Annotated in this window: 16 protein-coding genes; 11 read left to right on the forward strand and 5 right to left on the reverse strand. The window is 46.0% G+C overall.

What is annotated here, in order from left to right; all coding sequences use genetic code 11:
• Nucleotides 1-245 precede the first annotated feature (245 nt).
• The 5 genes from ACSTTO_RS09580 to dnaQ all read left to right on the forward strand — a co-directional run bounded on the left by ACSTTO_RS09580 (nt 246) and on the right by dnaQ (nt 3,942).
• On the forward strand, nt 246-1,076 hold the full coding sequence (locus ACSTTO_RS09580; RefSeq protein WP_439272975.1) for a pyruvate, water dikinase regulatory protein: 831 nt from the start codon (nt 246-248) through the stop codon (nt 1,074-1,076).
• Nucleotides 1,077-1,183: 107 nt separating this feature from the next.
• Nucleotides 1,184-1,783 (forward strand): Maf-like protein, encoded by a 600-nt coding sequence (locus ACSTTO_RS09585; RefSeq protein ID WP_439272977.1) that lies wholly within the window; start codon nt 1,184-1,186, stop codon nt 1,781-1,783.
• Nucleotides 1,776-2,624: a shikimate dehydrogenase gene (locus ACSTTO_RS09590; RefSeq protein ID WP_439272978.1), complete on the forward strand. Its 849-nt coding sequence runs from the start codon at nt 1,776-1,778 to the stop codon at nt 2,622-2,624. Before ACSTTO_RS09585 ends, ACSTTO_RS09590 begins: the two co-directional genes overlap by 8 nt.
• Before the next feature lie 5 nt (nt 2,625-2,629).
• A complete protein-coding gene (gene coaE, locus ACSTTO_RS09595) occupies nt 2,630-3,220 on the forward strand; it encodes a dephospho-CoA kinase (RefSeq protein WP_439272979.1) in 591 nt (196 codons plus the stop codon).
• 20 nt (nt 3,221-3,240) lie between these two features.
• On the forward strand, nt 3,241-3,942 hold the full coding sequence (gene dnaQ, locus ACSTTO_RS09600) for a DNA polymerase III subunit epsilon (protein ID WP_439272980.1): 702 nt from the start codon (nt 3,241-3,243) through the stop codon (nt 3,940-3,942).
• A gap of 82 nt (nt 3,943-4,024) precedes the next feature.
• Here the strand turns inward: dnaQ and secB are convergent, their stop codons facing one another.
• Both secB and ACSTTO_RS09610 read right to left on the reverse strand, forming a co-directional pair.
• On the reverse strand, nt 4,025-4,513 hold the full coding sequence (gene secB / locus ACSTTO_RS09605) for a protein-export chaperone SecB (protein WP_439272981.1): 489 nt from the start codon (nt 4,511-4,513) through the stop codon (nt 4,025-4,027).
• 314 nt (nt 4,514-4,827) lie between these two features.
• The gene (locus tag ACSTTO_RS09610; RefSeq protein WP_439273258.1) at nt 4,828-5,352 is read right to left on the reverse strand and encodes an FxsA family protein; all 525 of its coding nucleotides are present in this window, start codon (nt 5,350-5,352) and stop codon (nt 4,828-4,830) included.
• 251 nt (nt 5,353-5,603) lie between these two features.
• On the opposite strand from ACSTTO_RS09610, the gene ACSTTO_RS09615 reads away from it, so the two are divergent.
• The 4 genes from ACSTTO_RS09615 (at nt 5,604) to ACSTTO_RS09630 (ending at nt 8,623) form a co-directional block, all read left to right on the forward strand.
• Nucleotides 5,604-6,308, forward strand: coding sequence for a Tim44/TimA family putative adaptor protein (locus tag ACSTTO_RS09615; protein ID WP_439272982.1), 705 nt, complete (start codon nt 5,604-5,606; stop codon nt 6,306-6,308).
• A 58-nt stretch (nt 6,309-6,366) separates the two neighbouring features.
• On the forward strand, nt 6,367-7,506 hold the full coding sequence (gene mltA / locus ACSTTO_RS09620) for a murein transglycosylase A (RefSeq protein ID WP_439272983.1): 1,140 nt from the start codon (nt 6,367-6,369) through the stop codon (nt 7,504-7,506).
• A 209-nt stretch (nt 7,507-7,715) separates the two neighbouring features.
• A complete protein-coding gene (locus ACSTTO_RS09625; RefSeq protein WP_439272984.1) occupies nt 7,716-8,249 on the forward strand; it encodes a Smr/MutS family protein in 534 nt (177 codons plus the stop codon).
• Entirely contained in the window at nt 8,246-8,623 is a 378-nt protein-coding gene (locus ACSTTO_RS09630; RefSeq protein ID WP_439272985.1) for a helix-turn-helix domain-containing protein, read from the forward strand. The genes ACSTTO_RS09625 and ACSTTO_RS09630 overlap by 4 nt, the downstream gene beginning before the upstream one ends.
• 18 nt (nt 8,624-8,641) lie before the next feature.
• Here ACSTTO_RS09630 and ACSTTO_RS09635 read toward each other — a convergent pair whose 3' ends face one another.
• The 3 genes from ACSTTO_RS09635 to hslV form a co-directional block, all read right to left on the reverse strand.
• Nucleotides 8,642-9,610 carry a DUF1402 family protein gene (locus ACSTTO_RS09635; RefSeq protein ID WP_439272986.1) on the reverse strand — a complete coding sequence of 323 codons (969 nt, stop codon included), beginning with the start codon at nt 9,608-9,610 and terminating at the stop codon, nt 8,642-8,644.
• A gap of 150 nt (nt 9,611-9,760) precedes the next feature.
• A complete protein-coding gene (gene hslU, locus ACSTTO_RS09640; RefSeq protein WP_439272987.1) occupies nt 9,761-11,068 on the reverse strand; it encodes an ATP-dependent protease ATPase subunit HslU in 1,308 nt (435 codons plus the stop codon).
• A gap of 114 nt (nt 11,069-11,182) precedes the next feature.
• Nucleotides 11,183-11,740, reverse strand: coding sequence for an ATP-dependent protease subunit HslV (gene hslV, locus ACSTTO_RS09645; RefSeq protein WP_439272988.1), 558 nt, complete (start codon nt 11,738-11,740; stop codon nt 11,183-11,185).
• Nucleotides 11,741-12,002: 262 nt separating this feature from the next.
• Here hslV and hisB point away from each other — a divergent pair, with 262 nt between their 5' ends.
• Both hisB and ACSTTO_RS09655 read left to right on the forward strand, forming a co-directional pair.
• On the forward strand, nt 12,003-12,605 hold the full coding sequence (gene hisB, locus ACSTTO_RS09650; protein ID WP_439272989.1) for an imidazoleglycerol-phosphate dehydratase HisB: 603 nt from the start codon (nt 12,003-12,005) through the stop codon (nt 12,603-12,605).
• Between the two features lie 2 nt (nt 12,606-12,607).
• Nucleotides 12,608-13,150: a DUF2628 domain-containing protein gene (locus ACSTTO_RS09655; RefSeq protein WP_439272990.1), complete on the forward strand. Its 543-nt coding sequence runs from the start codon at nt 12,608-12,610 to the stop codon at nt 13,148-13,150.
• Nucleotide 13,151 lies beyond the last annotated feature (1 nt).

Genomic DNA, 13,151 nt, shown 5'->3' on the forward strand with positions numbered 1-13,151 from the left:
AATGCGACTAAAAATTATTCAATTAAAATATATATTTAAATAAATTTTCCGATGTATCATTCTGTGGAAAACCATTGAATGATTTTTATATAAGTTTGAATTGCTCCTGTTACACACAGCCTTTATGGTCACAAATATACAGGCAGGCGCATTGTGGATGAATCCTGTTTTAGTCAACAGGGAAAAAAGTTGTCCGTGAGCCGGTTATTTTTACGCACAATGATCAACAGGGATATGAGAAATTTGTGACAAAAACTCTTTCCTACTTCCATCTTCATCTGATTTCTGATGCAACCGGAGAGACTCTCCTTGCGGCAGGCCGGGCAGCGGCTGCCCAATACAGCCATGCGCGGGCAATTGAGCATATGTATCCGCTGATCCGCACGGAAAAACAGCTGGCAAAGGTTCTTGGTAATATTGATGCCGAGCCTGGTATTGTTCTCTACACTGTGGTTGATCAGAAACTGGCTGCAAAAATTGATGAAGCCTGTGCACGAATGGGAATTCCGAGTGTTTCTGTGCTGGAACCGGTATTGGCAACATTTCAGTCATATCTTGGAGCGCCTGCTCATCGGCGTGCCAGCGCGCAGCATGTGCTCAATGCCGATTATTTTCGCCGGATTGATGCCCTGAATTTTACCATGGAGCATGATGACGGCCAATTGCCGGCAGATCTTGAAGAAGCGGATATTATTCTTATTGGTATTTCCCGCACGTCCAAAACCCCGACGAGTATTTATCTTGCCAATCGTGGTATTAAAACCGCCAATATTCCGCTTGTATTAGGTATCCCCCTGCCGGAAGTTTTATATCATGTTAAAAAACCGCTGATTGTAGGTTTGATAGCCAGCGCCGAGCGTATTTCTCATATCCGGCAAAACAGAATGCTTGGAACATCACCGGGCGTCGATATGGCAAGCTATACGGATCGTATTAATATTGCACAGGAACTTGCCTATGCACGCAATATTTGTGAGCGTAATAACTGGCCGCTGATTGATGTGACACGGCGCTCGATTGAAGAGACTGCTGCAGCTATTTTAGCTTTGCGCCCGCGTATCCGGCCGGAAGATTGACGAATGTTTTAACCGGGATTTTTCCTGCTTATCAGTTTTGACAAACAGTATTATTATACAAATAAACAGTATAATGCGCAAAATAGATATTTACCGGAGTTTTTAAGATGACGCTGCCTTTAATTCTTGCTTCACAAAGCCCGTTTCGGGCGGCGCTTTTAAAAAATGCCGGTATTCAGTTTACTTCACAAAAAGCACATATTGATGAACGTGCCGTTGAAGCACCGCTTTATGAAACTGGTGCAACACCGGAAGATGTGGCATTGATCCTTGCTGAAGCCAAAGCTGAAGAAGTAAGCGAACGCTTTTCTCATTCCCTGATTATTGGTTGTGATCAGACCTTATCACTGGGGAATGAAATTTTTCATAAGCCTGAAAATATGGATGGCGCACGGCGTCATTTACTGGCACTTTCGGGAAAAACCCATCAGCTGAACAGTGCTGTTGTTTTAGTACAGAACGGGCAGACTTTATGGCGTCATATTTCTGTGGCGCATATGACAATGCGTCAACTGGAACCGGGCTTTATCGGCCGTCATCTGGCACGGGTGGGTGATATTGCGCTTTCCAGTGTAGGTGCCTATCAGATTGAAGGTGAAGGCGTGCAGCTTTTTGAAAAAATCGATGGTGATTATTTTACAATTGTTGGCTTGCCGCTCTTGCCATTGCTGAAAGAATTGCGCGCCAGGGGAATTATTGATGGCTGATGTAAGACATGCCTTTGTAACCGGTTTTCCGATTAAACATTCACGCTCACCTTTAATCCATAATTACTGGCTGCAATATTATGGCTTGCAGGGCTCTTATAAGGCTATTGAAAACAGCCCTGAACAATTTCCGTATTTTATTAAAACACTGGGTGAAAAAGGCTTGCGCGGAGGTAATGTTACACTGCCGCATAAAGAGGCAGCCTTTGCTTTATGTGTTAAATATGATGAGGCTGCCAAGGCTATCGGCGCGGTAAATACGCTGTGGCTGGATGATAAGAATATTCTTAATGGCAGTAATACAGATGCTTATGGTTTTGCTGCCAATCTTGATGCACAGATTGCGGGCTGGGATCAGGCAAAAACAGCTTTGGTTTTGGGAGCAGGCGGTGCAAGCCGTGCAATTCTCTATGCATTATTGATGCGCGGTTTTGAAAAAATCATAATTGTAAATCGCACAGAACAACGGGCAAAAGCACTGGCTGATCATTTTGGTTCAAGAATAACAGCTGCGGGCTGGAATCAGGCACAAAACCTTATTCGTGTCGCTGATATAATTATTAATACAACCTCTCTTGGCATGAGTGGTCACGGAGATATGCAAGCTTTTCCTCTTGATTTTTCAGAGGCAAAAACCGGTACAATTGCTACGGATATTGTTTATATTCCGTTGGAAACACCATTTTTGCGCCAGGCAAGGGAAGCCGGATTGCGTTGTTCAGATGGTCTTGGCATGTTGCTGCATCAGGCTGTACCAGGGTTTGAACACTGGTTTGGTATCCGTCCGGATGTGACAGAGGAGCTGCGCAACATCATTCTTGATGATATTCTGAAAGCTTGAATGATATGATCAGGATCGGACTGACAGGCTCTATCGGTATGGGAAAAACCACCACAGCAAAGCTTTTTGCTGAAGCCGGCATACCGGTTTATGATGCTGATGCCGTGGTTCATGAGCTTTACCAGTCAGAGGCAGTGCCGCTCATTGCCAAGGCTTTTCCTGAAGCTGTTATTGATGGCCGTATTGATCGGAAAATCTTATCAGGTCTGGTGTTAAACCAGCCACAACGCCTTCAGCAGCTGGAGGCGATTGTGCATCCTCTGGTTCATGAAAAGGAAAAGCAATTTTTACAACAGGCTGAAGCAGATGGCGCTGCGGTTGTGGTGCTTGATATTCCATTGCTTTTTGAAACCGGCGGCACAAAGCGTGTTGATAAAATACTTGTTGTCAGTGCGCCTTATGAAATTCAGCGTCAGCGTGTTTTATCACGCGATAATATGACCGAAGAAAAATTTCAGTCTATCCTTGCCCGGCAATTGCCCGATGCGGAAAAACGGGCAAAAGCAGATTTTATTGTTGATACGGGCAAGGATAAGGATTTTGCCCGCCAACAGGTGGCCGCTATTTTGCGAAAATTGCAAAATAGCGCCGCATAATTGATGACAGGATAATGCTTATGCGCGAGATTGTTTTTGATACGGAGACCACCGGTCTTGATAAGAATGAAGACCGCGTGATTGAAATCGGCTGCATCGAAATGGTGAATAAATTTATCACCGGCAAAACATTTCATGTCTATATCAATCCGCAGGGTAAAAAAGTTCATCCGGATGCTTTGGCGGTACATGGTATTACCGATGAAAGCCTGCTGGATAAGCCAATATTTGCAGATATTGCCGATGAATTTCTTACCTTTATCGAAGGCGCTAAAATGGTGGCGCATAATGCGATGTTCGATATTGGTTTTTTGAATGCCGAGCTTGAGCGCATCAATCTGCCGCAAATTTCAACGGATATTGTGATTGATACATTGGCTCTGGCGCGGCGTAAGCATCCTATGGGGCCGAATACGCTGGATGCGCTTTGTAAACGCTACGGCGTTGATAATGCGCATCGTAAACTTCATGGTGCATTGCTGGATACGGAATTGCTGGCCGAAGTTTATATTGAGCTTCTCGGCGGCAGGCAGACATCTTTGGGGCTGAGTGTTGAAACAGCCGGACAAAATAAAAATAATGCTGATCAGCATGTTGAAATTATTTTGAAATCGCGCCCGCAGCTCCTGCCCCCGCGGCTGACGCAATCTGATATTGAAGCGCATCAAAAACTGGTTGCCAAAATGGGTGATAAGGCAATCTGGAAACACTATCTGAATTAAAATTAAAGTATTGCAGTTTTTTATATTAAAAAAACCGCCATGTCTTGCAACATAGCGGTTTTTGACAACACAAAATAAAAAATCAGTTTTTAACCTGAGCCTTTGCCTGTTCTTCAGCCATACGCTGCTGGAACATCTGGGCAAAATCAATCGGGTCAATCATCAGTGGCGGGAAACCGCCATTGCGTGTTGCATCGGCAATGATCTGACGCGCAAAGGGAAACAGCAGGCGCGGACATTCGATGAACAGGATCGGCAGCATGTGCTCCTGCGGGATATTCTGAATACGGAATACGCCGCCATATACCAGTTCGGTGTTAAACAGCACATCCTTGCCCTCACCGGCCTGAGCGGTCAGTGTCAGCACAACATCAAAGTCGCCCTCGGCAATAGGATTGGCATTAACATTGACATTGATGTTGATATTTGGAGCTTTTTCACGCGGGCGCAGTGAAAGCGGAGCTCCCGGGCTCTCAAAAGATAAATCTTTCACATATTGAGCGAGAATATTGAGTGATGGCTGCTGTGCGCTACCGTTCTGTGCTTCGTTTGGCGTTTCTGCCATTATCATATACCTTTTTGTTAAGATGATCGACAGACCGTCGAACAGTATGGCAACACATTTTTAATGTGCTGAATCACTTTTAAAACTGTACAATTCCAGGTTTAAACCACCTCGAATATATCAGGGTCGTTTAACATTCAAACAGGCTCCATATGGTTTTCATGTCAAAACAGGCTGACAACTATATATGGGGTTAATTGAACAGTCTGATTTCAGAAAATACTGATTTGCCTGTCATTTTCTGAAACATGTTTCATTTGGCTAGCATATGTGTGTTTTACAGGCAATAACTGGCATAAGATGCAGGCATATTTCGTTGTTTATGCATCATTATCGCGCTGATCTTTTATCCATGGTGAGTTTTTACCTGTTTTATCCTTTTCAGAAGAGCTGGAATAATCTTCGGGATCCAGATCAATAATAACCTCTTCCTCACTGTAATAATGGCGGTTATAGGCATTATGATTGCCTCTGAAATTACCGGTCATAATGATGCGCTTGCGCAAAATATGGTTCCATATCCACTCACGTATCAATGGAATGAATAATAAGAGGCCAATAATATCTGTGAAAAATCCGGGAATAATCAGCAAAATTCCGGCAAAGATCAGTAAAGTTCCATGAATTATCTCTTTTTGTGGCATGCGTCCGGCAGCACTTTCAGCTTTCATCTGATTGAGAAGGCTGAGCCCTTGCCGCCGCAATAAGGAAAAGCCCAGAATTGCAGTTAAAATAACCAGTCCCAATGTTGGCAGCACACCTATTTCCTGGCCAACAATAACAAAACCGGCAATCTCAATAAATGGCAGGGCTAAAAACAGGAGAAGGCTGATCGGACCAAGCATTTTTATCACGGGTGCTTAACCTTTTGATTGGAGAGCGGTTGCAACGGAAACCCCGTACAAAACGCCATATGCTGATATTTGATAAATTAAAGATAAGAATGCATTTCAGGTATTTGAATGACAGTTCATAGTGAACTATATATTTTTTAAAATGAACCTGTTTTATGTTATATTCAGGCTGTTTATAATTTGAGCATGGTGCAGCTGGTGTAAAGTCCGGCAGACAGTTCCGGAGATGGTTGGCGAGCGGTATGAATTTTTTCAGTTTTGGCACATTTTTTTTCTTTATCGTTGCAGTGATTATTTTTCTGCAATTGCGTAGTGTTTTGGGAAAACGTACCGGTAATGAGCGCCCGCCTTTCGACCCCTACAGCCCGCGTGAGGGCGATGCTGCCGTTGCAGCGCAGCAAAAGGATAATGTTGTTGCCTTGCCGCAGCGCCGCAAGGCTGAAATTCAGGCGCCTGATTTCACTTCTATAGATGAGACAGCACCTGTTGGTTCTGAATTGAATAATGGTTTGCGCAATATTCGTGCCCATGATTTGAATTTTGATCCGAAAGAATTTCTCGACGGCGCTAAAATGGCCTATGAGATGATCGTGCTCTCTTATGCGCATGGTGATCGCAAGACATTGAAAAACCTGCTTTCCAAAGATGTTTATGAAGGTTTTGATGCTGCAATCAAACAGCGTGAAACCCGTGGTGAAAAAATAAATTCAACCTTTATCGGTATTAATCAGGCAAAAATCATTGCTGCGGATATGAAGGATAAAGATGCACAGATAACAGTGCGTATTGTCAGTGAAATGATATCTGCCACCCAGGATAAACAGGGCAATATTATTGACGGTGATCTGGAAACAGTTGCTGAAATTCGTGATGTCTGGACCTTTGCCCGCAATACCACTGTGCGTGATCCGAACTGGAAACTGATTGCAACGGAAGCTGAGGACTGAGCTTTTTCAGCATCTGTGATGAAGCTGAACCGCTCTGAATGACCGGAGGAACAGTATCTTGTCAGATTTGTCTGCTGCATACTGTTCCCTTGAGCCTGTTGATTTCAGTGATTGTGAAGGCTGGTATGAGGATGATCATAGTGCTGCTTTGGCAGCATTTCTTAAATCTGCAGCCTATGCTCAAAATCATGATTACAAGAGCGGAATTCTGGGCCCGAAATTTGAAGAATTGCGCCCTGTTTTTGCGCAGGCACTTCATTTGTCAGCGCAAAAACGTCTTGAAAAGCAAATAGCCCGTCAGTTTTTTGAGCATTTTTTCCGACCCGTCAGAATTCTTCCCCGTGATCGGAAAACTGGTTTTGTAACCGGTTTCTATGAGCCGGAAATTACGGCTTCACGAGTAAAAACAGCTGAATTTACAGTGCCTTTTTTGCGCAAGCCTGCCGATCTTATCAAGCTTGATGCCAATAACCGTCCGGCGCATCTGCCAGAAAACACGGCTTTTGGTCGTTTGATTGGCAATCATATTTGCAGTTATTTTGACAGGAGCCAGATTGATCAGGGCGCACTTGCAGGCAAAGGGCTGGAAATTGCCTATATCGCAGATAAGGTCGATGCCTATTTTGCACATGTTCAGGGGGCTGTACGCCTTAATTTTGCTGATGGCAGCCAGATGCGGTTGACCTATGCGGCAAAATCTGGCCATGAATTTACTGGAGCCGGACATGTGCTGATAGAAAAAGGCGAGCTTGAGGCCGCACAAGTGACAATGCAAAGCATAAGACATTGGCTGGCGCAGCATCCTGATCGTGTTGATGAGATTTTGTGGCAAAACCGTTCTTATATATTTTTCCGTGAGGCTCCGGCGGATGACCCCTGCTCCGGCCCTGTTGCGGCAGCCAAGGTTGCGCTGAGTGCAAGGCGTTCTCTGGCGGTGGATCGCAAATTTCATTGCTTTGGCACGCCGTTTTTCATAAATGTGCATCAGTTTAGCGACAATGGTCATGCTTTCCGGCATTTGATGATTGCGCAGGATACCGGATCAGCAATTATCGGGCCTGCCCGCGGTGACCTGTTTTTAGGTTCCGGTGAGGCTGCAGGTGCAATTGCCGGAAGGATAAAGCACAATGCTGATTTTATAATGCTCATTCCTCGTAATATTTCGGGTCTGCCCCGTAATATTTTGGGAGGGCATTGATGATAAAAAACGACAGGAAAAATGACGCGCATAAGCGTGTTTCGGATAAAAATACCATGAAAATACCTAAAAATCCGGAACATCATGCTGTTATAACAAAAAAGCTTGCCGAAAAGCCCCGGTTTTTTTTGAAAGAGGAGGACCGGATTCTCTGGGAAGCGGTGGCACGCAGTACACGTCCTTTACACCCTGAAAACAAACCGTGCATCATGACTGATGATCTGTATTTGTGGGATATTGAAAATGGCCTCAATAGCCCCGAACGGATCAGGACAGAACCGGTTCGGGCTTCCCTTGCGCAGGGAATCGGAGAAACTTCACTTAAAACACGGCAAAAACAGATTGAGCCTGTTAATCCGCTGCATGATATTGACCGGCCGACAATCCGTAAAATCGCCAGGGGGCGCGTTGAAATTCAGGCACGGATTGATCTTCACGGTTTGCGCCAGCGCGAGGCACATGACCTGCTTTACAGTTTTCTTGCCGATGCATGGCATCGTGGCTTGCGCTTTGTGCTGGTTATTACCGGCAAAGGTGCCTCTTACGGCAGTGAAGGGGTGCTGAAACAGGCTGTGCCGCAATGGTTTTCAACGCCCTTGTTTCGCATTTATGTCAGCGCCTATGAAGATGCTGCACGCCATCACGGCGGACAGGGGGCGCTTTATGTGCGTTTGCGTAAAACCCCTGCTGAAAAACTTGCCGAGAACCATAGGCAGCTTTATTTTAAACGGTCTATGAAATGACACCATTCGGGCAGCGTCTGCGGGAATTGCGCGAAGAGCGCGGTGTAACCCAAAAACAAATGGCTGAGGCCATACGTGTTTCTGCGGCCTATCTTTCGGCTCTGGAGCATGGGCGGCGCGGTCAGCCTACATGGGATTTGCTGCAGCGTATTATCGGCTATTTCAATATTATCTGGGATGAGGCGGAGGCGTTGCAAAAACTGGCAATGATTTCGCATCCGCGTGTTACAATTGATACGTCAGGCCTGTCGCCGGAGGCCACAGAACTTGCCAATCTTCTGGCCAGTCAGATCCGCTCTCTGGACAATTCCACAATTGCAGCCATCAGCACCTTGTTGTTGCAGGCAGAAAAACAACGCAAAAATCAGCGATGAAATTTACCATTCACTGTTTCAAAACAGCGATCGTAAATCTTCTATTTTGGAATTGACCAGCCAGCCATAATAATTTTCCTGCGGCAGTTTTATATCCTTGCGTCCGGCATTGGCTGCAGCGAGCGCACGGGCGCGGGTATCAGCCCCGCCTGTATTATAGAGGGTTGCGGTAATGCCCGGATTGTTTGAAATATCAAAATTCGCATATTTTTTATATGCATTGATGGAATGTTTGATGGTTGCCGCCATATATGGCAGCGTCAGATCAGGATCCATGATGGTTTTATAAACCTGTGCCCCGTCATCAGCACTGAGTTTTGGCAGGCCGGATATACGATTGACCATATCTGACATTTGCAAAGCTGTCAGCGGGCTGATCTGACCAAGGCCGAATGTCTGTCCAGCATAAAAGGGCTGAAAAAAAACGGCCGCAAAACGATTATCCGGATAGGAAATATCACCGGTTTTTTTACCGCGAAAATGGCTGTTCCAGATATTTTCGCGGCAATTCCACAGGCTGTAACTATCAGTTAAACCTGAGCATTTTTCAAATTCCGGCCGTTTGACAAAGTCGCTGACAGATTGGCCTTTATAATTAAAGCTCACGCCTTGTCTCACATAGGAAATGGCTTTTACATAATAGGTTTGCAATTGATCATAGGCATCAACATTATATGTGTGTTCGCCAATAATAGCGCCGGCAATATGAACCGGATCAATATTATAGGCTGCAGCCACAGATTTAATCTTGGCACGCAAAGCGCGGTCTGATTTTAACAAACCATAAATTTTCTGATATTTGGCTTCATATGTCGTGCGCATTTTTTTGGTGCGCCTTGCAGAGGCACCGGGAATGGGGGGTTGTTCGATATTGCGGTTTCCCGGCGGCACAATGGTGAGTGCCTGCGCGGCTGAAAGAAATGTAAAAGCCAAAATACCGGTTCCGGCAGCTATTGCTATCTGCTTGAAATAATTGCCGAAACTCATAAATTTTCTCCATAGGCATTTGTTCTGAAACCAAATCATTTCAGAAAATCATGCATTTCATATTGCGCGGAAAATAAGAAACCCTCACGCACAAGTCGAGAGGGTTTTCTAAACTAAAATATAAATGATGTGTGAATGTCACACTGCCATTTACAAAATAAATCTGGATAGATCTGTATTCCTGGCAAGGTCACCTATATTCTTGCGCACATAATCAGCATCAATCGTGAAAACCGTGCCGCTTTTATCCGGTGCATTGAATGATATTTCATCCAATACTTTTTCCATTACCGTTTGCAGGCGGCGGGCACCGATATTTTCTATGCTGGAATTAAGATCAACAGCAATATCGGCCAGCGCATCAATTGCATCATCGGTAATTTCCAGCGTTACATTTTCCGTCGCCATCAGCGCCACATATTGTTTGAGCAGGCTGGCTTCGGTCTCAGTGAGAATTGAGCGGAAATCCTCCCGTGTCAGTGCGTTAAGCTCCACGCGGATTGGCAGGCGGCCCTGCAGTTCCGGCAAAAGGTCAGATGGCTTGGAAACATGAAATGCACCCGAAGCGATAAACAGGATATGATCTGTTTTTACCGGTCCGTATTTGGTGGCAACGGTTGTGCCCTCAACAAGCGGCAGCAAATCGCGCTGCACGCCCTCACGGGATACCCCTGCCCCCATGCCGCCTTCACGCGCGGCAATCTTGTCAATCTCATCAAGAAAAACAATGCCCTCATTTTGGGTAACTTCCAGTGCTTCCTGTGTTACCTGATCCTGATCAAGCAGCTTGTCGGATTCGTCATTTATCAAAAGACTGTAGGATTCTTTGACAGTGGTTTTACGCGGCTTGGTGCGTCCGCCCATAGCCTTGCCCAGCATATCGCTTAAATTGATCATGCCGATATTGGCGCCAGGCATACCGGGAATTTCAAAACTTGGCATGCCGGAGCTGTTATCAGCCACTTCAATTTCAATTTCCTTGTCATCCAGTTCGCCTTCACGCAGTTTTTTGCGAAAACTATCCCGCGTGGCAGGGCTGGCTGTTTTGCCAACAAGTGCATCCAGCACACGTTCTTCTGCATTGATATGGGCTTTGGCCTTCACGTCTTCACGTTTTTTCTCACGAACCAGACCAATAGCAATTTCAACCAGATCGCGAATGATCTGTTCCACATCACGGCCGACATAGCCAACTTCAGTGAATTTTGTGGCTTCAACCTTGATGAAGGGAGCGCCGGCAAGTTTTGCAAGACGGCGGGAAATTTCGGTTTTACCAACGCCTGTAGGCCCGATCATCAGGATATTTTTGGGCATTACCTCTTCACGCATAGTGCCTTCCAGTTGCTGGCGGCGCCAGCGATTGCGCAAGGCAATGGCAACGGCCCGTTTGGCGGCATTCTGCCCGATAATATAACGATCAAGCTCGGAAACGATCTCGCGCGGGGAAAATGTAGTCATATTTTTCAAGATCCATTTTGCTGTTGCCCGATTAATCAGACAAGGCAGCAGTATGATGCTGCTAATTGGTGTTTTTATAAAAACAGCCAGTTTTTAAATTTAAAACGGGGATATTTAAGCGCAATCGAGGCTCTCGATTGTGAAATTATTATTGGTATAGACACAGATTTCCGAAGCAATAGTCATTGCCTTGCGGGCAATGGTTTCCGCATCAAGGTCGGTGTCGATCAGCGCGCGTGCGGCAGACAAGGCATAATTACCACCGGAGCCGATTGCCATCACGCCGTTTTCCGGTTCAAGAACATCGCCAAGGCCGGTAATGGCCAGCGTAATATTTTTGTCGGCCACCAGCATCATGGCTTCAAGTTTGCGCAAATAGCGGTCTGTGCGCCAGTCTTTTGCCAGCTCAACCGAGGCGCGCATTAATTGATCGGGATATTGTTCCAGTTTTGCCTCCAGCCGTTCCAGCAGGGTAAAAGCATCGGCAGTGGCGCCTGCAAAACCGGTAATCACGCTGCCGCCTTTGCCGATACGGCGCACTTTGCGGGCATTGCCCTTCATAATGGTTTGGCCAAGGGATACTTGCCCGTCACCGGCAATCACCACTTTATTGCCCTTGCGCACGGTGACAATGGTGGTACCGTAAATTGTATTCGGATTATGTTCGATCATCCGCGCAACTCCGCTTAACTGCTATTCATCAAATTGATTTGCTGTATTTATGTTCTCATACGCAAATTACAACGGACAATGATGCATCTCCCGTGATCAGGGCTTTTACAAAAGCCGGATATGATCCTCTTATTTTAGTTATGAGAATTTGCAAATCATCTGCCTTTTTTGAATTAAAACATATCTTACCTCAAAACAGCTTCACAGTTTTTGCTATGTGCTCTACAACAGGGGCGGAGAAGAACAGGATTGGGTTATCATTATGAGCAATCAGCGCACAGCAACAATCAGCCGCAGCACCAAAGAAACCAGCATTGAGGTGCAGCTGTCTCTGGATGGTACGGGTCAGTTTGATATTGCAACCGGTGTCGGCTTTTTTGATCATATGCTGGAGCAGCTCTCCCGCCATTCGCTGATTGATATGAAAATCACCACCAAGGGTGATACACATATTGATGATCATCATACGGTTGAAGATACCGGTATTGCGATTGGCAAGGCTGTTGCGCAGGCTCTGGGTGAGCGCCGCGGCATCATGCGCTATGCCAGTGTTGATCTGGCGATGGATGAAACCCTGACTTCCGCAGCACTTGATGTGTCAGGCCGCCCGTTTCTGGTGTGGAATGTTGCGTTTAATGCGCCAAAAATCGGCACATTTGATACTGAGCTGGTGCGGGAATTTTTCCAGGCCTTGGCACAAAATGCCGGTATTACCCTGCATGTGAATATGCATTACGGTGTTAATAATCATCATATTGCCGAAACCTGTTTCAAGGCTGTAGCGCGTGCATTGCGCATGGCGATTGAAACCGATCCACGGCAAAAGGATGCTATTCCTTCAACAAAAGGCACACTGAAAGGCTGATAATGGCCAGCTATATCGTTCTGGAACCGACTGATGTAGTTCAGCTTAAACCTGCTTTTTCTGCGAGCGCCGGCAGAAATGGTGCCGGCGATCATACGGTTTTTGTGCGCGATGAATTTACGGTTTTTGCATTGATTTTGCCGTTTTTCTGGCTTTTGGCGCATCGCTTATGGTGGCAGGCTTTGATGATTGCCCTGATCAGCTGGGGGCTGGCCAATATATTGGGGGCGTATATATCGTCAGCTCTGGCGCTATCGGTTTTATCGCTTTTATTATCTGTGTTTGTTGCGCTTGAAGGGCGTAACTGGTATCTCGCCAAACTCAGGCGCAAGGGATATGAGGAAGTGGCGCTGATCAATGCCGATAGCCTTTATGATGCGGAGATTCTCTATTTTTACGGCGCTGCACATGTGGTTGATCGCACAGATCCCGAAGGAGGGGTTGCAACGGGTGCGGGCAGCACGGTTTCAATTCCTGCGCCTGAAGGCGGCAATCCTGCTGCCGCAGACATGATAGGTCTGGTTGAATATCGCGGAAGGTCGTGAC

Source organism: Pseudochrobactrum albidum (genome assembly GCF_051851455.1).
Taxonomy (GTDB): Bacteria; Pseudomonadota; Alphaproteobacteria; order Rhizobiales; family Rhizobiaceae; genus Pseudochrobactrum.